This window comes from Ruegeria sp. HKCCA5839, from assembly GCF_013035585.1.
Lineage (GTDB): Bacteria > Pseudomonadota > Alphaproteobacteria > Rhodobacterales > Rhodobacteraceae > Ruegeria.
Genome location: NZ_WQIE01000003.1, coordinates 191,489 through 211,400, shown reverse-complemented (window position 1 = coordinate 211,400; position 19,912 = coordinate 191,489). Strand labels below are relative to the sequence as shown.

At 58.1% G+C, this 19,912-nt stretch carries 18 protein-coding genes; 4 read left to right on the top strand and 14 right to left on the bottom strand.

Annotation, left to right across the window (positions count from 1 at the left end; all coding sequences use genetic code 11):
- Positions 1–79 precede the first annotated feature (79 nt).
- Both scpA and GOV38_RS10610 read right to left on the bottom strand, forming a co-directional pair.
- A complete protein-coding gene (gene scpA, locus GOV38_RS10615) occupies positions 80–2,209 on the bottom strand; it encodes a methylmalonyl-CoA mutase (protein ID WP_171209884.1) in 2,130 nt (709 codons plus the stop codon).
- Complete coding sequence (locus GOV38_RS10610; RefSeq protein ID WP_171209885.1) at positions 2,206–3,021, bottom strand: hypothetical protein; 816 nt, start codon at positions 3,019–3,021, stop codon at positions 2,206–2,208. The genes scpA and GOV38_RS10610 overlap by 4 nt, the downstream gene beginning before the upstream one ends.
- Before the next feature lie 110 nt (positions 3,022–3,131).
- Here GOV38_RS10610 and GOV38_RS10605 point away from each other — a divergent pair, with 110 nt between their 5' ends.
- Complete coding sequence (locus GOV38_RS10605; protein WP_171209886.1) at positions 3,132–3,578, top strand: DUF4174 domain-containing protein; 447 nt, start codon at positions 3,132–3,134, stop codon at positions 3,576–3,578.
- 76 nt (positions 3,579–3,654) lie between these two features.
- On the opposite strand, the gene GOV38_RS10600 is transcribed toward GOV38_RS10605, so the two are convergent.
- The 5 genes from GOV38_RS10600 to GOV38_RS10580 all read right to left on the bottom strand — a co-directional run bounded on the left by GOV38_RS10600 (position 3,655) and on the right by GOV38_RS10580 (position 8,932).
- Positions 3,655–5,700 (bottom strand): acetyl/propionyl/methylcrotonyl-CoA carboxylase subunit alpha, encoded by a 2,046-nt coding sequence (locus GOV38_RS10600; RefSeq protein ID WP_171209887.1) that lies wholly within the window; start codon positions 5,698–5,700, stop codon positions 3,655–3,657.
- Between the two features lie 116 nt (positions 5,701–5,816).
- Entirely contained in the window at positions 5,817–6,020 is a 204-nt protein-coding gene (locus tag GOV38_RS10595; protein WP_171101889.1) for a hypothetical protein, read from the bottom strand.
- Positions 6,021–6,411: 391 nt separating this feature from the next.
- A complete protein-coding gene (locus GOV38_RS10590) occupies positions 6,412–6,771 on the bottom strand; it encodes a hypothetical protein (RefSeq protein WP_171209888.1) in 360 nt (119 codons plus the stop codon).
- A gap of 124 nt (positions 6,772–6,895) precedes the next feature.
- The gene (locus GOV38_RS10585) at positions 6,896–7,294 is read right to left on the bottom strand and encodes a DUF6497 family protein (protein WP_254430631.1); all 399 of its coding nucleotides are present in this window, start codon (positions 7,292–7,294) and stop codon (positions 6,896–6,898) included.
- A 105-nt stretch (positions 7,295–7,399) separates the two neighbouring features.
- Complete coding sequence (locus GOV38_RS10580; protein WP_171101887.1) at positions 7,400–8,932, bottom strand: acyl-CoA carboxylase subunit beta; 1,533 nt, start codon at positions 8,930–8,932, stop codon at positions 7,400–7,402.
- A 181-nt stretch (positions 8,933–9,113) separates the two neighbouring features.
- On the opposite strand from GOV38_RS10580, the gene GOV38_RS10575 reads away from it, so the two are divergent.
- Both GOV38_RS10575 and GOV38_RS10570 read left to right on the top strand, forming a co-directional pair.
- On the top strand, positions 9,114–10,319 hold the full coding sequence (locus GOV38_RS10575) for a multidrug effflux MFS transporter (protein WP_171133506.1): 1,206 nt from the start codon (positions 9,114–9,116) through the stop codon (positions 10,317–10,319).
- Positions 10,320–10,384: 65 nt separating this feature from the next.
- Positions 10,385–11,785: a short-chain fatty acyl-CoA regulator family protein gene (locus GOV38_RS10570; protein WP_171209889.1), complete on the top strand. Its 1,401-nt coding sequence runs from the start codon at positions 10,385–10,387 to the stop codon at positions 11,783–11,785.
- Positions 11,786–11,869: 84 nt separating this feature from the next.
- Here the strand turns inward: GOV38_RS10570 and GOV38_RS10565 are convergent, their stop codons facing one another.
- From GOV38_RS10565 to GOV38_RS10540, 6 genes are all read right to left on the bottom strand, one after another.
- A complete protein-coding gene (locus GOV38_RS10565; protein ID WP_171209890.1) occupies positions 11,870–12,109 on the bottom strand; it encodes a YdcH family protein in 240 nt (79 codons plus the stop codon).
- Positions 12,110–12,229: 120 nt separating this feature from the next.
- The gene (gene betA / locus GOV38_RS10560) at positions 12,230–13,888 is read right to left on the bottom strand and encodes a choline dehydrogenase (RefSeq protein WP_171213003.1); all 1,659 of its coding nucleotides are present in this window, start codon (positions 13,886–13,888) and stop codon (positions 12,230–12,232) included.
- A 70-nt stretch (positions 13,889–13,958) separates the two neighbouring features.
- Positions 13,959–15,467, bottom strand: coding sequence for a choline-sulfatase (gene betC / locus GOV38_RS10555; RefSeq protein ID WP_171209892.1), 1,509 nt, complete (start codon positions 15,465–15,467; stop codon positions 13,959–13,961).
- Positions 15,464–16,036 (bottom strand): transcriptional regulator BetI, encoded by a 573-nt coding sequence (gene betI / locus GOV38_RS10550; protein ID WP_171101880.1) that lies wholly within the window; start codon positions 16,034–16,036, stop codon positions 15,464–15,466. The genes betC and betI overlap by 4 nt, the downstream gene beginning before the upstream one ends.
- 88 nt (positions 16,037–16,124) lie before the next feature.
- Positions 16,125–17,033: a DMT family transporter gene (locus GOV38_RS10545; RefSeq protein WP_254430632.1), complete on the bottom strand. Its 909-nt coding sequence runs from the start codon at positions 17,031–17,033 to the stop codon at positions 16,125–16,127.
- Positions 17,034–17,073: 40 nt separating this feature from the next.
- Positions 17,074–17,673 carry a LysE/ArgO family amino acid transporter gene (locus tag GOV38_RS10540; RefSeq protein ID WP_171133511.1) on the bottom strand — a complete coding sequence of 200 codons (600 nt, stop codon included), beginning with the start codon at positions 17,671–17,673 and terminating at the stop codon, positions 17,074–17,076.
- An 84-nt stretch (positions 17,674–17,757) separates the two neighbouring features.
- On the opposite strand from GOV38_RS10540, the gene GOV38_RS10535 reads away from it, so the two are divergent.
- Positions 17,758–18,645 (top strand): LysR family transcriptional regulator ArgP, encoded by an 888-nt coding sequence (locus tag GOV38_RS10535; protein WP_171209893.1) that lies wholly within the window; start codon positions 17,758–17,760, stop codon positions 18,643–18,645.
- On the opposite strand, the gene GOV38_RS10530 is transcribed toward GOV38_RS10535, so the two are convergent.
- Complete coding sequence (locus GOV38_RS10530) at positions 18,642–19,907, bottom strand: permease (RefSeq protein WP_171209894.1); 1,266 nt, start codon at positions 19,905–19,907, stop codon at positions 18,642–18,644. The genes GOV38_RS10535 and GOV38_RS10530 overlap by 4 nt on opposite strands.
- Positions 19,908–19,912: the final 5 nt, after the last annotated feature.

The following is a 19,912-nucleotide window of genomic DNA, read 5'->3' as shown; positions in this document are numbered from 1 at the left end:
CCGCGTCTTCATCTGGCTAGAAATATCCTCGGCGGCAAGCAAGCACCAGTGCGACCGGTGGCAGACAGCGCCCTCCGAACTATCCGTTTCGCGCTTCGCCGATGAGGCCCAGAATATCCTGCGCCGCCTCGGGTATGTTGGTCCCGGGACCAAAAATAGCCTTCACCCCATGATCATAAAGGAACTGGTAATCCTGCTGGGGGATCACACCACCGCAGATGACGATGATATCCTCAGCCCCGGCCTTCTTCAGCTCTTCCACCAATTGCGGTGCCAGCGTCTTGTGACCAGCGGCCTGAGACGAGATGCCAACCACATGCACATCATTGTCCACCGCATCTTGTGCCGCCTCGGCAGGGGTCTGGAACAAGGGCCCCACATCCACGTCAAAGCCGATATCGGCAAAGGCGGTTGCGATGACCTTGGCACCTCGGTCATGCCCGTCCTGCCCCATCTTGACCACCAATAGACGCGGGCGGCGGCCCTCGGCCTCGGCAAACGCCTCGATGGATTTCTGGATCGCGGCAAAGCCTTCGTCGCCCTCGTAGGCGGCGCCATAGACCCCGGCCAGAGTCTTTACTTCGGCGCGGTGACGACCGAATTCCTTTTCCATTGCCATGCTGATCTCTCCTACGGATGCGCGGGCGCGGGCGGCCTCGACGGCGGCGGCCAGCAGGTTTCCACCGTCACGGGCGGTCTTGCTCAGGGTGTCCAACGCCGCCTGACACGCAGCGTCATCACGCGTGGCGCGGATGCGCTCCAGTCGCGCCACCTGAGCCTCACGCACAGCAACATTGTCGACATCCAAAATGTCGATCGGGTCTTCCTGTTCTTTGCGGTATTTGTTCACGCCGACGATGACCTCTTCGCCCCGGTCGATCATGGCTTGACGGCGCGCGGCGCTTTCCTCGATCCGCAGCTTGGGCATGCCCGAAGCCACCGCCTTGGTCATACCGCCCATCTCTTCGACCTCTCGCATCAGGGCCCAGGCTTTTTCGACCAACTCATTGGTCAGGCTTTCCACGTAATAGGATCCGGCCAACGGATCGACCACATCGGTCACACCCGTCTCTTCCTGCAGCACAAGCTGGGTGTTTCGCGCAATGCGCGCCGAAAAATCAGTCGGCAGGGCAATCGCCTCGTCCAGAGCATTGGTGTGCAGCGACTGTGTACCGCCCAGAACAGCGCTCATCGCCTCATAGGCGGTACGGATCACGTTGTTATAGGGGTCTTGTTCCTGCAACGACACGCCCGAGGTCTGGCAATGGGTGCGCAGCATTTTCGACCGCTCGGACTTTGCACCAAACTCGGTCATCACCCGATGCCATAAGGTCCGCGCCGCACGCAGCTTGGCAATCTCCATGAAAAAATTCATGCCGATGGCAAAAAAGAACGACAAACGGCCTGCAAATTTGTCCACGTCCATCCCGGCTTGGGTTGCTGCACGGACATATTCGCGCCCGTCGGCCAGCGTATAGGCCAGCTCTTGCACCAGGTTCGCGCCTGCCTCTTGCATGTGGTAGCCGGAGATCGAGATAGAGTTGAATTTCGGCATCTCGTTCGACGTGTATTCAATAATGTCCGAGATGATCCGCATCGAAGGTTCCGGCGGATAGATATAGGTGTTGCGCACCATGAACTCTTTCAGAATGTCATTCTGGATGGTGCCGGACAGAACCGATTTGTCATGGCCTTGCTCTTCGCCTGCAACGATGAAACTGGCCAAAATTGGGATCACCGCGCCGTTCATCGTCATCGAGACCGAAACCTGATCCAGCGGAATGCCGTCGAACAGGATTTTCATATCCTCGACCGAGTCGATGGCGACCCCGGCCTTGCCCACGTCGCCCACCACACGTGGGTGATCGCTGTCATAGCCGCGATGGGTGGCCAGATCGAAGGCAACGGAAACCCCCTGCTGCCCCGCTGCCAGATTGCGGCGGTAAAAGGCGTTGGATTCCTCGGCCGTTGAAAACCCCGCATATTGCCGGATCGTCCATGGGCGACCTGCGTACATCGTCGCCTTGACGCCGCGCGTGAACGGGCCAAAGCCAGGCAGCGAACCCATATGTGGCAATTCAGCCGTATCTTCCTGAGTATAGAGCGGTTTGACGTCGATGCCTTCCAGCGTCTTTTTCGTCAGATCCTCCAAGGGACGACCGCGCAGCTCTTTCTCGGCCAGCGCTTTCCAGTCCTTCGTTTCGGTCATGTCGCATTCCTCTCGTCTATTCGGTCATAGGCAGGCGTTGCTGCACCGCGTGCTGTTTCAGACATCAAACACAGTTGGGCCAACCCATCGGCCCCATCGGCCAGCCAGGTTAGATCGTCAGCGAACGTCGCCATAAGTTTCATTTCCTGTGCGCTGTTCAGGCCCTGAGGCCTCGCGTCTTCATCCTTGCTAAGCCACAGATTCGATGACCGCTCGGGGGTGTTTGAACGCAAAAGCTGCGCCAATTGCGCATCCGGATGCCCCGCAAACTCCTCGAAAGGCAGCACATAAAGGGGAATACCGGGGAACACATCGGCAAGGTCAGTGACCACAGCTCGCCAACTGCGGTCATGTTTCGCAATCTTCTGCCAGCGCATATGCGGCCCGAAATGTTTGCCGTTGCGCGCGGCGTAACCCGCAAGAGACGCCCAATAGGTGTTCAAGGCCCGAATATTCAAAGCAATCGCCGTCACGCGCGCGCCAAAAGCGCCAGATACCAATTGCGCACGCAAGCGCGCTTCGGGATAGAGCTCTCCTTTGTGAAAATTCTGCTGCATCATGCCCAGAAAGTTCTCTTCGCTGACCAACAGATGCGTAACGCCCCGTGACTGGCAAAGGTCCAGTTCGTGTTGCAACTCGGCCCGCGATGCGTCCGTCATGGTTTTCAACGCGATCAAATCGGTTTCACGCGTGGTTTCAGGGCCCCAGAAAGCTACACCCTGTTGTTTCAACTCGGCTGCATTGCGCCGGACGTATTCCTGAAAACTGGTGGTCGCGCAGCGATGTGCACCGAAATGCAATGTGATTTCCATCCGCCTAACCCACCAATGCGCACGCGATGTACGACTTTTTGAAGACATCCTGCATTCCAACGGTCGCATTCCCCCAAACACGGGTTATATTCGATGGAACAGGAGGCCTTATGACACGAACGCTTGCCCTTGTTTTCTCGACACTATTCCCGTTGGCCGCGCTGGCCGCCGACGGCTCTGCGCCTGCGGATGACGAATTTGTTCGGCCCACCGGCGACAGTGATCTTAGCGAATTTCTTTGGGTCAAACGCCCTATTGTGGTCTTTGCAGACACCCCGGCCGACCCAAGGTTCCAGCAACAGATCGATATGTTGCTTGAAGGGGAAGACGCGATGCGCGACCGGGACGTCATAGTCCTGACGGATACCGATCCGTCCGCGCGTTCGCCGATCCGGTCACAGCTGCGCCCGCGTGGTTTCCAGATGGTGTTTGTGGACAAGGACGGCGTGGTCAAGCTGCGCAAGCCCTCCCCCTGGAGCGTGCGCGAGATTGGGCGGTCCATTGACAAAACGCCCTTGCGCGAACGTGAAATCCGGGAACGGCGCGAAGGCGGTTGAGCGCGATTGCCACGACCCAAGGTGCCGGCGTCATGCGCTAGCGTCCCTGGATGATATGGCAAAGCGGCGAACAAGGTTATTCAAACTCCATGATCACGTCGTCTACGGCCAGACTGTCGCCTGGGCCTGCGTTGATCTTGGCGACCACACCCTTTTTCTCGGCGCGCAGGATGTTTTCCATCTTCATCGCTTCGACGGTGCACAGCGCCTGCCCCTCCTGCACCTCCTGCCCAACTTCGACATCGACCTTCACGATGAGGCCGGGCATGGGACAAAGCAGCATCTTCGAAGTATCAGGCGGCAGTTTCTCGGGCATCAGCTTGGCCAGCTCGGCCTGACGCGGGCGGCGCACATGCACTTTCAGGTCTGCGCCCCGATTGCGGATGCGGAACCCACCCGAGATCTTGTCGGCTTTCATCACAAGCGGAGAGCCGTCGACATCCAACTCAGCCAGCTGATCCCCAGGCGTCCAGTCCGAGGCAACCCGCAAAGCTTCGCCATCAGCAAATTCAACCGTGGCACCTTGCTTGTCTGCTTCGACCGATGCATCAAACTCCTGGCCTTGCACCGCGACATTCCAGCGTTTGCCCACCTTGCGTTCGTGATTGTCCATCCGGCCAGACACGCGGGTGCGGCGGATTTCGGCAACCCGATGCATGGCTGCACAAGACGCAGCGATGCGGCGGAGGTCGCCTTCGGGCAGGATCACTCCGTCAAACCCGTCTGGGTATTCCTCTGCGATAAACGCGGTGGTCATGTCGCCGCTGACAAATTTCGGGTGGTCCATCACCGCCGACAGAAACGGCAGGTTGTGGCCGATGCCTTCGACCTCAAAACTGTCGAGCGCCACGCGCATCGCCTCAATCGCCTGTTCCCGCGTCGGAGCCCAGGTACAAAGCTTGGCGATCATCGGGTCGTAATACATACTGATCTCACCGCCTTCATAGACGCCAGTGTCATTGCGAACCGCAGCGTCATCCTCGGGCGCGTCGCCATGCCACTTTCCGTTGGCAAGTAGCGGCCCTGCAGCGACCTCCTGCGGTGGGCGATAACGGGTCAGACGCCCGATCGAGGGCAGGAAATTGCGATACGGGTCTTCGGCGTAAAGTCGGTTTTCGATGGCCCAGCCGGTCAGGGTCACGTCATCCTGCGTTATCGAAAGCTTCTCGCCCGCAGCCACCCGGATCATCTGTTCCACCAGATCGACGCCTGTGATCAGCTCGGTCACCGGATGCTCAACCTGTAGGCGAGTGTTCATTTCCAGGAAATAGAAATTCTTGTCCCCATCAACGATGAACTCGACCGTTCCGGCGCTTGCGTAATCCACCGCCTTGGCCAAGGCGACGGCCTGTTCCCCCATCGCGCGGCGTGTTTCGGGATCAAGGAAAGGCGACGGGGCTTCTTCAACCACTTTCTGATTGCGGCGCTGGATCGAGCATTCGCGCTCACCCAGATAAATGCCGTTGCCGTGGCTGTCGCAGAGCACCTGAATTTCGATATGGCGCGGCTGGGTGACGAATTTCTCGATGAAAATCCGGTCATCGCCAAAGGAATTCGCGGCCTCGTTCTTGGAAGACTGAAACCCTTCGCGCGCTTCCTCATCATTCCAGGCGATCCGCATCCCCTTACCGCCGCCACCGGCACTGGCCTTGATCATCACCGGATAGCCGATCTCGTTGGAAATCCTGACGGCCTCATCCGCATCCTCAATTAGTCCCATATAGCCGGGCACAGTGGACACTCCCGCCTCCTGCGCGATCTTTTTGGAGGTGATCTTGTCACCCATGCTTTCGATCGCACCTTTGGGTGGGCCGACAAAGGCGACGCCCTCGGCCTCTAGCGCTTCGGCGAATTTGGCGTTTTCCGACAGAAAGCCATAGCCCGGATGCACCGCCTGCGCGCCGCTTTGGCGGATCGCGTCCATCACCTTGTCGATCACGATATAGGACTGGTTGGCCGGGGGCGGACCGATATGGACGGCTTCATCCGCCATCGACACATGCAACGCATTCCTGTCCGCATCGGAATAGATGGCGACGGTGCCGATACCCATCTTGCGCGCGGTCTTGATGACTCGGCAGGCGATCTCGCCCCGGTTGGCGATCAGGATCTTATTGAACATGGAACGTCCTTTGGCTTGGTGTTCGGGAAACGCAAAAACGCCGCCGTAGGGTATGAACCCCGCGGCGGCGTTGCGCGTGAATAGAATCGAGACGCCGAGCGCCTCGAATAGCTGTGTCAGTTACAGTTGTTTTGTGTTTTGCAGTAAAGCACGTTACCGGCAGCCCCGACGGCCGCGCCGAGAATCGGATCAGCATTGAGGACAGCTGCCCCAACGGCCCCGGCGCCACCGCCCAGCAAGGCCTGTTCGCCGGTCGAGTCGCCGCAGGCCGCAAGGCCCGCGCAGGTTGCTGCCACAAAGAAGAATCGCGAGATACGCATGATGACTGCCCTTCTGGTTGTCTTGTCGATTGGGCCGTCAGATGCACGAAATCCGCGTTGATATTCAATAACACGCGCTCAATTTCCGGCAGATGCGCAAACTTGCGCCGCCGACAAGCAAGCTTGTGCGCAAAGAAAAGCGCGGGCAGGTGAATGTGGGGGACACATGCCTGCCCGCGTAAGGAAGGGGTACGGAATAGTAGGTGCATGTGCGACGCAGGCAAAACAGAGCCGCACGGCACGTGTAGGTTGCATCCGCCCTCCGAGCAAACAAACATCGTTATTTCAGCGCATTGCTTTCCGGCTGAATCCCGCCCATTCCGTTGGGACACGCGCAGATTTGCGCCGAAACGGTCCATGCCTGGCCCATTGATATGTCCCCTGGCAAAGGTCACGCCTGCCCGGCCCGATCAAAAACATCAGGGAAAGATTGCTGCAAAACGACCGGGTCGATCACCAGAAGCGCTTCGTAACTTGTTGGATCAAAAGGCTCCTCTGCCGCTATCACTTCGCGTCCAAAGAGCCAGCTGAGGCGCCCCGCATCCAGGTTTCCGCGTTCGAACGGCTGATCGCCGAAATGTAGCCAAAGCGCCTCGACAAAAGCGGCATCCGCGCGTCGGTCGGCGGGTTTGCGATCCCGAAAACGCTCTCTCCGGGTCAGCGGCGTTGCGCCTTTCGGGTTCGCGCGACGAATGGTGAACTGGAAGTCGGTGCCGGTCAGACGCCCAGGAAAACCACGATGCTTCAGCATGGTGTTTCTCCGATCAACATCTGCGAATTTCGACGCAAGGGTGAAAAGGCTGGGCAAGCCATTGAATTCTCCGAGGAGCTAGGGGTGGAATAGATTGCCTGTGGCACATGAACCGTGGTCATGGTCAGAGCCCTTCCCAGATACACTGGCTGTCATCCAACCGGTAGGCTTCAAAGAACTGAGTGGCCTCGGGCGTCGACGCGCCAAACTCCAGCGCGCGGTCTGCAAATGAAATCACGATACGGGCCGGATCCAAACCATGCTGCGCGACGTAGGGTACGGCCAAAGCCTCGCATAGATGTGCCATGTCTATGGCCGCGATGTCATAGGTGATACGCCCAACTGTCGCGCCGATTTTGGGCGCAACAAACCGGAACCGCACCCAAAGCTCACCGGGGTTGTTGTCCAGCAAAACGTCGTTCAACTCGACCGGCTGGCCCGAGGGGACAGGCAGAAGGTTTTGCGCATAGGCCGGACAACACAACATGATCGCCAAAACACATCCACGACCCCGGAACCGCATAATGCGGCCTCCTCTTTCCGGGGTCGCGCGCGCGCGCCTCAAAGCTTGCGCGGGGATATGTCTTTTGGTGCGGATCATCGGAGGCTAACAGACCTTCTGTGTGCGTTAGAGCGGAATGTTGTCGTGCTTTTTCCACGGATTCGTCAGCTGCTTGTTCCTCAGGCTGGCAAAGGCGCGCGAAACCCGGCGACGTGTTGAATGCGGCATGATCACCTCGTCGATGAACCCGCGTTCAGCGGCAACAAACGGGTTGGCAAAGCGCTCTTCATAGTCTTGCGTGTGCTGCGCAATCTTTTCGCTGTCACCCAGATCGGCGCGGTGAATGATCTCGGTTGCGCCTTTGGCACCCATCACGGCAATTTCAGCGGTGGGCCAGGCATAGTTGAAATCACCTCGCAGGTGTTTGGACGCCATAACGTCATAGGCCCCGCCATAAGCCTTGCGAGTGATGACCGTGACCTTGGGCACCGTCGCTTCACCATAGGCAAACAACAGCTTGGCTCCGTGCTTGATCACGCCGCCATATTCCTGAGATGTCCCCGGCAGGAACCCAGGCACATCCACCAGCGTCAGGATCGGGATTTCGAAACAGTCGCAGAACCGCACAAACCGCGCTGCCTTGCGCGAACTGTCGATATCCAGACAGCCTGCCAGAACCATCGGCTGATTGGCGACTACGCCGACCGTCTGGCCTTCGAGCCGGATAAAACCAGTGATGATGTTCTTGGCATAATCTTCCTGAATCTCATAGAAATCGCCCTCATCCGCCACTTTGGTGATGAGCTCTTTCATGTCATAGGGCGTGTTCGGGTTGTCAGGGATCAATGTGTCCAGCGAAGATTCCACCCGGCCTGGGTCATCAAAGAAAGGCCGTGTGGGTGGCTTTTCACGATTGTTGAGCGGCAGGAAATCGACAAGTCGACGCACTTCGGCCAAGGCTTCGACATCGTTTTCGAACGCGCCATCGGCGACCGAGGATTTTTTGGTATGGGTCGAGGCACCACCTAGTTCCTCGGCGGTGACCACCTCGTTGGTGACTGTTTTCACCACATCTGGCCCGGTGACGAACATGTAGGATGTGTCTTTGACCATGAAGATGAAATCCGTCATCGCCGGGCTATAGACCGCACCCCCGGCGCAAGGGCCCATGATCACGCTGATTTGCGGCACCACGCCCGAGGCCATGATGTTGCGCTGAAACACTTCGGCATAGCCTGCAAGTGACGCCACGCCTTCCTGAATCCGGGCTCCACCCGAGTCGTTGATGCCAATCACAGGCGCGCCGTTCTGCATGGCCATATCCATGATCTTGCAAATCTTCTGCGCATGGGTTTCCGACAGAGACCCACCAAACACGGTAAAATCCTGACTGAACACATAGACCATACGGCCATTGATCGTGCCCCAGCCCGTCACCACCCCGTCGCCAGCGGGCCTTTGTTTTTCCATTCCAAAATCAGTGCAGCGATGGCTGACAAACATGTCGAACTCTTCAAAGCTGCCCTCATCGACCAAAAGCTCGATCCGCTCGCGCGCGGTCAGTTTGCCACGAGCATGCTGAGCCTCAATCCGTTTCTGCCCACCGCCCAGCCGCGCATTGCTGCGGCGGTCTTCGAGTTCGGAAAGGATATCTTTCATGACGGTATTCCCCTATGAAATTTGCCGCGAACATACCGACAGTGTAGCCGGTTCCAAAGCGATATTCGGCTAATTTGCAAATCTTCAGCAATACATCGTCGTGAAATTGCAAATCAGCAAATTTAACAGCAAGCCGAATTCGCCCATGGCAATTCTCAAAACAAGACTCTATGGGTGAACCATGCAGTTCAGAACATCGGCTGTCAGCCGGACGCCCCCAACGATTGCGACGCTGGTCCTGCTCTCTGGCCTCTCGGCTCTGAGCATGAATGTCTATCTGCCCAGCATGCCGAATATGGCGGTCTACTTTGAGACTGATTATCGGGTCATGCAGCTTTCGGTCGCTCTGTACCTTCTGGTCAATGCTGTGCTGCAAGTCCTGATCGGCCCGGTGGCCGACAAGGCCGGAAGGCGCCCTGTCTTGATGTGGGGGCTAAGCCTGTTCCTGCTGGCGACACTGGGCTGCATCTACGCCCCAAATGTCGAGGTTTTTCTGGCCTTCCGCATGTGTCAGGCGATTATCGTCGTAGGCATGGTCCTGAGCCGGGCCGCTGTTCGGGACATGTATGACCAGGACCAGGCGGCCTCGATGATCGGATATGTGACCATGGGCATGGCGGTGGTCCCTATGATCGGCCCGGCTATTGGTGGAGTGCTGGAAGAAACCTTTGGATGGAAGGCCAATTTCTGGATGCCCTTCGCGCTCGGTGCCCTGACGCTGATTCTGACCTACAGGGATTTCGGCGAAACCGCAGCGACCAGTGGCAAAACCTTGCTTCAACAGTTTCGTGAATACCCCGAATTGCTCACCTCACCACGGTTCTGGGGCTATTCCCTGTCGTCGGCGTTTTCCTCTGGGGCTTTCTTTGCCTATCTGGGCGGAGCCCCTTTTGTCGGAACCGAAGTCTTCGGCCTGAGCGCCGCCCAGGTTGGTGTTTATTTCGGTGCTCCTGCCTTGGGGTATTTCTTCGGCAATTTCATCAGCGGCCGATTTTCGGTACGCTTCGGCGTCAACCGGATGGTCCTTTGGGGCTGCTTGCTCAACGCTGTCGGCGTGATCATGTCCGCATCGCTGGTTCTGACAGGGCTTGGAACTGCAATCAGCTTTTTTGGATTGATGACCTTTGTCGGGCTCGGGAATGGCATGTCGATCCCCAACGCCACTTCGGGCGCTCTTTCCGTCCGGCCCCATCTGGCCGCAACCGCATCCGGCCTAAGCGGCGCAATCATGCTGGGTGGAGGCGCTGCGCTCAGCGCTTTGGCCGGTGCGCTGCTAACCGTAGAAACCGGCGCCATGCCGCTGCTCTGGCTGATGCTGATCACAGCCATCCTGGCGATCTGCGCCATCAACGCAGTAATCTGGCGCGAAAAGCAATTGGGTCTGTAGACCGGCTTGCCACACGAGGTTTGCAAAGTTAGTTTTTCAGATCAGAAAAACTGCAAAGGCGATGCATGGCCACCCAAAAACTCTATGCCGGCGCCAAACTGCGCGAAGTGCGCACGCGTCTGACCCTCACACAAAAGGAATTCGCAGCCAAACTCGGCGTCTCCCTGCCCTATCTGAACCAGATGGAGAACAACAACCGTCCAATCTCGACCACGGTTGTTCTGGCATTGGCGCAAGAGTTTGGTATGGACGTGACCGAACTCAGCACCGGCGACAGCGAGCGCCTGGTCTCGGATATGCGCGAGGCTCTGGCTGATCCGGTCTTTGCCGACGCGATACCACCCCTGACCGATTTGCGCCTGACCGCGTCGAACGCCCCAGCCCTCGCCCGCGCCTTTATCGAATTGCACCGCGTTTATCGACAAACCCACGAGCGCCTGGCCTCGCTGGACGAAGCGCTGGGACGCGAAGACGCACGCGTGCAAGCCAGCCCATGGGAAGAGGTGCGGGACTTTTTCCATTATTGTGACAACTATATCGACGCCGTCGACCGCGCCGCCGAGAATTTCGCCAGACAGGCGGATGAAACAGGCGGGATCCGTCAAGCCGCCATCGCCAGCCTGTCACGCCAAGGCATTCAGGTCACGTTCGCAGATACCGAAACCCTCCGCAGCTATGATGCCGCGGGCAAAAGTCTACGGATTTCGTCGCGGGCCGCCTCGTCTACGCAAGCGTTCCAGATTCTACTGCAAGTCGCATTGATCCAACAGGATAAGCTGCTTGAGGCAACACTGGACTTCGCAAAATTCCACAGCGAAGAAGCCCGTGCCATCGCCAAAATCGGCTTGGCAAACTACTTTGCAGGGGCATCACTGATGCCCTACGGCACTTTCCTTGCTGCCGCGCAGGACTGCCGCCATGATCTTGAGATACTCAGCAACCGCTTTGGCGCCTCGATCGAACAGGTCGCCCATCGGCTCTCGACTCTGCAACGGCCCGGTGCAAAAGGCATTCCGTTCTTCTTTGTACGCGTCGATCAGGCGGGGACCATCACCAAGCGCCATTCCGCCACACGGTTGCAATTTGCCCGCTTCGGCGGTGCTTGCCCGCTTTGGAACGTCCACCGCGCCTTCGAGACGCCGGGCCATTTCCTGCAGCAACTCGCAGAAACTCCGGATGGCGTGCGCTATATCTCATTAGCGCGTGATGTATCGAAATCCGGCGGTTCTTTTGGTTCACCCGTTCGCCGCTACGCCATCGCTCTGGGATGTGAGGTGCGCCACGCCGAAGCGCTGGTCTATGCCGACAACCTCGACCTCAATAACGCCAGTTCCTATGAGCCAATCGGCATTTCCTGCCGCATCTGCGAACGGCAAAACTGCCATCAACGCTCGGTCCCGCCACTGGAACGCCGCTTGTCCATCGACACCCATACCCGAAAGACCCTGCCTTACACAGTCACCTGATCTTCTTCTGTTCATAAATACCTCGGGGGAGTCGCGGCCTGCCGCGACGGGGGCAGAGCCCCCACCCCGGTCTCGGACACATAATCAGGCTTGCGACAGGATCGCCCAGATCTCATCCTTCAATACAGCGCGCTTTTTGCGCAGCTCGACCTCGGCCAGCTCTTCCATGGGCTCGACATTGGTTTCAGCCCGGTGAACCGCGCGGTTGATTTCGTGATACTCGTCCGCCAGACGCGCGAAATGTGCATCTGTCTGCTTCAACTGGCTCATCGCTTCGACTTTGTCTGGAAATTCTTCCGCCAGTTCATGCGGTGTATGGGACATTCTGTTCGCTCCTTGATTGCAGTTTCACTGCAGACTAGGCGCGTCTATGCCAACCGGCTTTGACGCGGATCAAACGGATGCGAAACATTGCCCTTTCACGATACCCCTTACCGCAGACACCTACCGTTGCGCCTCTGCCCAATTTGGATGGATCCAGGGGCGATCATTGGCTTTCGGCAAAGCCTCCTTGCCCAAGAGATGATCCGACATCTTCTCACCCACCATGATCGACGGCGCGTTGAGATTGCCATTGGTGATCTGCGGGAAAATCGAGCTGTCTGCCACACGCAACCCGTCCACCCCGATCACGCGCCCTTCGGGATCAACCACAGCTGAAGGGTCTTCAGCCCGCCCCATCTTGCAGGTGCCACAGGGGTGATAAGCGCTTTCGGCATGTTCCGCGATAAACGCATTCAGCTCGTCATCGCTTTGAACAGCTTCACCGGGCTGAATTTCCTTGCCTTTGTAGGGCTTGAACGCATCCTGACCGAATATCTCGCGGGTCAGGCGAATACAGGTGCGGAAATCCTCCCAATCCTTTTCGTGGCTCATATAGTTGAACCGGATCATCGGCGCATCTTCTGGCTTGGCTGAGCGCAAAGTGATTGCCCCGCGTGACGGCGAACGCATGGGCCCGACATGGGCTTGATATCCATGCCCTTCTGCCGCGGCCTGCCCGTCATAGCGCACCGCCATCGGAAGAAAATGATACTGGATATCGGGATATTCGACCCCGGCCGCCGATCGGATGAAGGCCGCGCTTTCAAACTGGTTCGAGGCCCCCAGCCCGGTTTTTGTAAACAACCATTGCGCGCCGATTAACCCTTTGCTGATCAGGTTCCAGTATTTGTAAAGCGTAATTGGCTGCAGGGATGCCTGCTGGATATAAAGCTCAAGATGATCCTGAAGATTTGCCCCCACGCCCGGGCGATCTGCGACCACTTTGATCCCATGTTCGGCCAGATGCGCTGCCGGTCCAATTCCTGACAACATCAGCAGCTTGGGCGAGTTGATCGAGGATGCCGCCAGAATCACTTCGCGCCGCGCGCGGATGACCTCTTTCCGCCCGCCTCGGATCAGTTCGACCCCAACTGCCCGACCATGTTCCATGACGACGCGGGCTGCCAGGCCACGTACGATCTCGCAATTGTCGCGTTTGAGCGCGGGCTTCAGGTAAGCATTTGCCGCCGACCAGCGTCGACCTTTCCAGACCGTCTGCTCCATCGGCCCAAAGCCTTCCTGCTTTTCCCCGTTATAGTCACCTGTGACCTCATACCCGGCTTGTCGCCCGGCATCGACAAAGGCCTGAAACAGAGGGTTTTCCCTTGGGCCGCGCGACACGTGCAGTGGACCATCTGTGCCCCGCCAGGCTGGATCCCCTCCGTGCCCCCCATCATGCCAGGACTCCATGCGTTTGAAATAGGGCAGCACGTCGGCATAGGACCATCCGTCGGCCCCCATCTCGGCCCAGGTGTCAAAGTCACGCGCGTGGCCGCGCACATAGACCATGCCGTTGATCGAAGACGACCCGCCAATGACCTTTCCGCGCGGACAAACCAAACGGCGATTGTTCAGATGAGGCTCGGGTTCGGACAGGTAACCCCAGTCATACCGGCGCATGTTCATCGGGTAGCTCAGCGCCGCAGGCATCTGAATGAACGGGCCTGCGTCAGTCCCACCATGTTCAATCACCAAGACCGAGGCCCCGGCCAGGCTAAGCCGGTAAGCCATCGCACATCCGGCGGACCCGGCTCCAACGATGACAAAATCTGCTTCCATTCTCATAGCTCCTTGCCCGCTGGGACAGCCTTACGCCGCCGGCGGGAGTATTTTCGAAAAAATGAAGAGGTCATTCGCCACGCGGGAAGCGTTGGCTTTCCTCGACGATGTTCAGGTCCATATGGTTCCGCATGTAACGCTCGGATGCTTTTTGCAGCGGCTGGTAGTCCCACGGGTAATAGCCGCCCTGTCGCAGCGCCTCATAGACCACCCAGCGGCGGGCCTGACTGGCGCGTACATCGGCATCGAACTGATCCAGGTCCCAGCGCGCCTCGGACTTGGCCCGCAACGATTGCAGCGTGCCTGCATGTTCGGGGTGCTCGGCCAGGTTGGTTAACTCATGCGGATCACTGTCCAAATCGAACAGTTGGTCGGGATCAAGCGCGCATCGATTGTATTTCCACTTGCCATAGCGCAAGGACACGAGCGGCGCATAGGAGGCTTCGGCTGCGTATTCCATCGCCACGGGCGCCGTACGCTCGGCGCCCTGCGCCAGCGGGACTAGGTCTTCTCCATCTGTCCACGGAGCGATTTCAGCCATGTCGACCCCGGCTAGCGCACCCAGAGTCGGGGTGACGTCAATCGTGGACACCGGCGTGTCGATCCGACCAGGTGGAAGATCCGGCGCCGAGATCATCAGGGGCACGCGGGCCGACCCTTCGTAGAAGTTCATTTTGAACCACAGCCCCTTTTCGCCCAGCATATCGCCGTGATCTGAGACGAAGAGGATGATCGCGTCCTGCCGCGTTGCCTCGAGCACGTCGAGGATCTCACCAATCTTGTCGTCGAGGTAGGAGATATTGGCGAAATAAGCGCGGCGGGATTTGCGGATATCGTCTTCGGTGATGTCAAAACTGCGCCAGTCATTGGCGTCGAAAATACGCTGCGCATGCGGGTCTTGATTGTCATATCCCAGATCCGCCACCTCGGGCAGCAGATGGTCGCAATCCTCATAAAGATCCCAGTATTTGCGGCGCGCCACGTAGGGATCATGCGGATGGGTAAAGCTGACGGTCACGCACCATGGGCGGTCGTCCTTGCCGCGCGCCAGATCATAAAGCTTGGCCTTGGCGTGATAGGCGACCTCGTCATCATATTCCATCTGGTTCGAGATTTCGGCGACACCGGCGCCGGTGACCGATCCCATGTTGTGATACCACCAGTCGATCCGCTCACCTGGTTTTCGATAGTCCGGGGTCCAGCCAAAATCGGCCGGGTAAATATCCGTGGTCAGGCGATCCTCGAACCCGTGCATCTGATCGGGGCCGACGAAATGCATCTTGCCCGACAAGCAGGTGTAATAGCCCGCGCGGCGCAGATGATGCGCATATGTGGGGATATCGCTGCGGAACTCGGCCGCGTTGTCATAAACCCCGGTGCGCGAGGGCAGTTGCCCGGACATGAAGCTGGCCCGTCCCGGCGCGCAGAGCGGTGATGCCGTATAGGCATTGGCAAAACGGGTCGAACGGGCGGCCAGTTTCTTGAGGTTAGGAGCATGCAGCCATTCGGCGGGACCGTCAGGAAAGAGGGTTCCGTTGAGCTGATCCACCATCAGGATCAGAATGTTGGGTTGTGTCATTTTTCCGCCTCGAGCAAGGTGTCGAGAACCCGCATCGCGTGGTTCACCGCCAGTTGCGGTTCTTTTGGTGCAGTCAGAGCCGCGCGGATATAGAGCCCGTCAATCAAGGCGATCATGTTTTCAGCACCCTCGACAGGGTCGCGCAGCTTGGCGCGCAGGGCGTCGATCAGATTTGACCGAATCCTCGCTTGGTAGATCTGCCACAAGCGCAACGCGTCCGGGTTGGTCTGAGCCAGAACATAAAAGGTCATCCAGGCCGTGATCACGTTGGGCGTAAAGCAGGACGGTGCAAAACAGGCCCGGATAATGGCCTGGGCCCGTTCACCCGGAGCTGCTTTCTTCAATTCGGCCCGCGCCTCGGCCCCAAAATCGGACAGGATGCGTCGCATCGCGGCCAGGAATATCTGATCCTTGCCGCCAAAATAGTGATGGGCCAGCGCGCTGGACATGCCTGCGCGTTTAGCGATCTGGCTGACAGTAACATCCAGGGATTTGGCCGCACCCAACTCGGCGATCGTCGCTTTGATGATCGCGTCCCGGCGCAGGGGCTCCATTCCGAGTTTTGGCATTGATACACCTCAGACACAGGCAACGTGTCAAAACGCTACGGCGTTTTTATTGACTCGTCAATCAAGAACCGAGCGTCAGTGGGTGTCGCTAGAATTTGGTTTCGACGTCGGGCGGTGTCACGGCCTTGCGGTTCAGTCTGGCTTCGCGCCACGAGATAAAGCTGACCGCAGCGACGATCACTGTTCCACCCGCCACGACCCAGATGTCAACGCTTTCGTGAAAGACCAACGCGCCCAGCGCCGTAGCCCAAATCAACTGCAGGAAGGTGACCGGTTGGGTTACGGCCACCGGTGCGGCCTGAAGCCCAAGTGTCATGAAATAGTGGCCCGCCGTTGCAAAGCTGGCAACGAGGAACAGCACTGCCAGATCACGCAGGCTGGGCTGGACCCAAACCGCCAGCGCGAAAGGGATGAGCACAATCGTGACCCAGATTGACATATGTGCGACGACGACCGCCGGTTTGACGTCTCGCACCAAGAGCTTGGCCAAAAGATAGGAGGCCCCGAGCATCAAAGCTGTTCCCAACATCGCCAGGTGACCTATCGAAACCTCGCGAAAACCAGGGCGCAGGATGATCAGCACACCGATCAGCGCCACCCCGATCGCAGCGATGCGACGGAAGGCGAGTTTTTCACCCAGAAACAGCGCGGCACCCAGGGTTACATAGATCGGTGTCATATAGTTCATTGCGGTCACTTCAGCCAAAGGGATCTGGGTCATCGCAAAAAACCAAAGCATCACAGCCAAGGCATGCACCACGCCGCGCAGTCCGAAAAGGGTCAGCAATCGGGGTGTAAGCTGCGTTGCTCGAATGGCCTGCAATGCAGGCAAGAGGAAGACCAGACCAAACACGAACCGCAAGAACGCTGCTTGAATCGGGTTCATGGTGGTCCCCAAGGACTTGACCAGCGCAGTCATGACCACAAAGCACAGCCCTGCGGACAGCATCCAGAACATGCCGACCGCGGGTCGGTTTGGAGCGGGTGATACATTCATGCCAGTGCTTGAACACCGAAACCGAGCGGGCAACAACCCTTCACATGGCAACAAGTTTGTAGGCAATCGCCAACATGACAGCCCCGATGATCAAATCGAGGATTTGCCAGGATTTTTCGCGCACAAAGATCGGCGACAAAAGGCGCGCTCCAAAGCCCAGCGAAAAGAAGAAGACAAAGCTTGAAACCATGGCGCCTACGGCAAAGCTGAAACGGTCCTCATATTGGGCCGAGATAGACCCAATCAGAACCACAGTATCCAAATAGACATGCGGATTCAGCCAAGTGAATGCCAGAACGGTCAGCAAGGCGGTATGCAGGCTGATACCCTTGCCCGCGCCCACCTCCATCACCGCGCCGCCGCGCCAGGCCGAAGCAAGACTGCGCAGCCCGTACCAGGTCAGAAACAACGCACCGCCATAACGCATGACGGTCTCAAACCAAGGAACGGCCTGAGCAAGGGTTCCGAACCCGGCGACGCCAGCAGCGATCAAGACGGCATCCGAAACGGCGCATGTCAGGCAAATCGGAAGGACATGCTCACGCCGTAACCCCTGGCGCAAGACAAACGCATTCTGAGCGCCAATGGCCAGGATAAGGCTGAAGCCCAGAACAAAACCTGCGATGAACGGTACAGACATGCCACCCCCTTGATTGCCGTGTTGACTAGAGGGTCGGCGGACTTCTATCAAATTAATGTTTCTTACTCAGGTTAAGTACAACTAATGCAATTCGATCCCAACCACTTGTCTGCCCTGGCGGCGATCCTGCGCCATGGCAGCTTCGATGCTGCTGCCGATGAATTGTCGGTTACGCCCTCCGCGATCTCTCAACGCATCAAAGCGTTAGAAGACAGGCTTGGCGTGACGCTGGTACACCGGGGCACCCCGTGCACCGGTACGCCTGCGGGGTTGAGGATCGCCCAACATGCCAGCAGCATCGACCTGCTTGAGGCGCAGTTGAACCGTGATCTGTCGCTGGACCAGAACCACGGCGCAGCGCGGGTGCGCATAGCTGTTCCTGCTGACGTTCTTGCCACCTGGTTCATGGACGCAATGGCCGCGGTTGACGGGCTGCTGTTTGATCTGGTGATCGATGATCAGGACCATTCCGCTGAATGGCTCAGACGCGGTGAGGTCAGCGCAGCAATCACTGTGGGCGGGCAGACCATAACAGGTTGCGACACATTCTCGCTGGGGCAGATGCGTTACCTGGCGACGGCCAGCCCGAGCTTTGCAGATAAATGGTTTCCAGATGGTGTAACTTCCAAAGCTCTGCAGGTCGCGCCCTGCCTGACATTCAACCGCAAGGACAATCTGCAAAAAAAGTGGGTCACGCAGGTTACAGGTAAACGCTTGTCGCCCCCGACCCATTTTGTGCCGTCCACCCAAGGTTTTGTAGAAGCCGCAACCGCCGGGCTGGGATGGGGTATGAACCCAGAACGCCTTGTGCAAAAGGGGCTGAGCAATGGCACCCTGTGCGAGATCATACCAGAGCGCCCGCTGGATGTTGCCCTGAGCTGGCAGGTTGGCCGCATCCCAGGGCCCGCTTTGAAACCCTTGACCCAAGCCGTGAAAAAGCAGGCAGTGCAGTCGCTTAGACCTCCAGCTTAAACCGTCTTCGAGGCTTTGGGATCCACGATCCAGAAACAGGCAAAAGAGGCCCACAGGCTGACAAGTACGATAAACACGATCGCCAGCGCGACTTCATTCGTATGCGCAACTGCAGCCAAAGCCGCCGAGAGTACCACTCCGACCAGTCGGCATATGCTTTTGACGGCCGCTGCACCTTGGATTCGCTGGTCCTTGGGGGCGACGTCCAAGAAGTACAGTTTTCGTGCGCTGCCGACCCCAGTCACCGCGACCGAGACGACGAATAACGCAACCGCATGCAGATGAACTTGGTGGTCTATGTGCAAGTAGTGAAAAGCCAATAGGACTATTCCCGTGACAGCGACCATGAGTGTCCCTGTCACCATAACCGCCCGGTGCGACTTGAGGTTGATGAACTGCCACAACGGCGCAGATACCAAATAACCTGATGCAGACGATACGATCATGGCTGTCAGACCTTTGGCCGATGTGTGATGCGCTTCGGCGGCGATCAGAGCGAAGAACGGAACCGAAAGCGTGACCGCAACCAGTGGCAGGCGCATGACCATGTAGCGGCGGAACCAAGGGTACTCGAACATCCCCACGATACCTCCAACAACCTGCCGCAGTGTTCGGCGCGATTTTGGGGCCGCGTTTTCTTTATCCTGATCTACAGTCCTTTCCGCCATCGCCAGAATGCAAAGGGCAGACAGCGAAAAGAATGCGATGGATACGGCGATGACCGTCGAATGGCGCGAGAATGGCGGGTTGTCTTTCGTGATTTGATGGACCAACAAAGCGATCCCGATCGCCCCCAACCCGCCAACTCCAAGCTGCAGGTAATTCACGACCATGCGGGCCTTGGAGCTCAGGTGATCGCCCATGACATCCGAAAACATCAGTGCCTGCCCTTCTTCGATCAGCCCAATCAGGAAAAAGGCGGCGACAAAGGCAACAGCCGTTAGCGGAACATGCCCGACGGATGCAATCAGAATGGCCATGAACAAACAGCAGCCGATTGCAATTTCAGTCAGCGCAATACCACGCTTCTTTCGTCTCTGCGCCGCGATGGGCTGCGCAAGAAACACGTCCGAGATCATGCTGCCGACCATGCGCACAGACACAAGCGCGCCTGCCAGGAACATTGGAACTTCAACAGACACGGCAAGAAACGGCAGAACAACCGACGGGCTGCCCAGTGTCCACGCCACCTGAGACAGAATGCTTTGCCCGGCCAGAACCGGCAGGTTGCGTCGCTTGAGATCTTGTTGTTCGTCTGCCATGCACC

Coding starts and splice junctions, on each gene's coding strand:
- GOV38_RS10530 (WP_171209894.1), bottom strand. CDS start 19,907: ATGGCAGACGAACAACAAGATCTCAAGCGACGCAACCTGCCGGTTCTG.
- scpA (WP_171209884.1), bottom strand. CDS start 2,209: ATGACCGAAACGAAGGACTGGAAAGCGCTGGCCGAGAAAGAGCTGCGC.
- GOV38_RS10535 (WP_171209893.1), top strand. CDS start 17,758: ATGCAATTCGATCCCAACCACTTGTCTGCCCTGGCGGCGATCCTGCGC.
- betC (WP_171209892.1), bottom strand. CDS start 15,467: ATGACACAACCCAACATTCTGATCCTGATGGTGGATCAGCTCAACGGA.
- GOV38_RS10540 (WP_171133511.1), bottom strand. CDS start 17,673: ATGTCTGTACCGTTCATCGCAGGTTTTGTTCTGGGCTTCAGCCTTATC.
- GOV38_RS10590 (WP_171209888.1), bottom strand. CDS start 6,771: ATGCTGAAGCATCGTGGTTTTCCTGGGCGTCTGACCGGCACCGACTTC.
- GOV38_RS10545 (WP_254430632.1), bottom strand. CDS start 17,033: ATGAATGTATCACCCGCTCCAAACCGACCCGCGGTCGGCATGTTCTGG.
- GOV38_RS10570 (WP_171209889.1), top strand. CDS start 10,385: ATGGCCACCCAAAAACTCTATGCCGGCGCCAAACTGCGCGAAGTGCGC.
- GOV38_RS10575 (WP_171133506.1), top strand. CDS start 9,114: ATGCAGTTCAGAACATCGGCTGTCAGCCGGACGCCCCCAACGATTGCG.
- GOV38_RS10605 (WP_171209886.1), top strand. CDS start 3,132: ATGACACGAACGCTTGCCCTTGTTTTCTCGACACTATTCCCGTTGGCC.
- GOV38_RS10585 (WP_254430631.1), bottom strand. CDS start 7,294: ATGCGGTTCCGGGGTCGTGGATGTGTTTTGGCGATCATGTTGTGTTGT.
- GOV38_RS10600 (WP_171209887.1), bottom strand. CDS start 5,700: ATGTTCAATAAGATCCTGATCGCCAACCGGGGCGAGATCGCCTGCCGA.
- betI (WP_171101880.1), bottom strand. CDS start 16,036: ATGCCAAAACTCGGAATGGAGCCCCTGCGCCGGGACGCGATCATCAAA.
- GOV38_RS10565 (WP_171209890.1), bottom strand. CDS start 12,109: ATGTCCCATACACCGCATGAACTGGCGGAAGAATTTCCAGACAAAGTC.
- GOV38_RS10610 (WP_171209885.1), bottom strand. CDS start 3,021: ATGGAAATCACATTGCATTTCGGTGCACATCGCTGCGCGACCACCAGT.
- betA (WP_171213003.1), bottom strand. CDS start 13,888: ATGGAAGCAGATTTTGTCATCGTTGGAGCCGGGTCCGCCGGATGTGCG.
- GOV38_RS10595 (WP_171101889.1), bottom strand. CDS start 6,020: ATGCGTATCTCGCGATTCTTCTTTGTGGCAGCAACCTGCGCGGGCCTT.
- GOV38_RS10580 (WP_171101887.1), bottom strand. CDS start 8,932: ATGAAAGATATCCTTTCCGAACTCGAAGACCGCCGCAGCAATGCGCGG.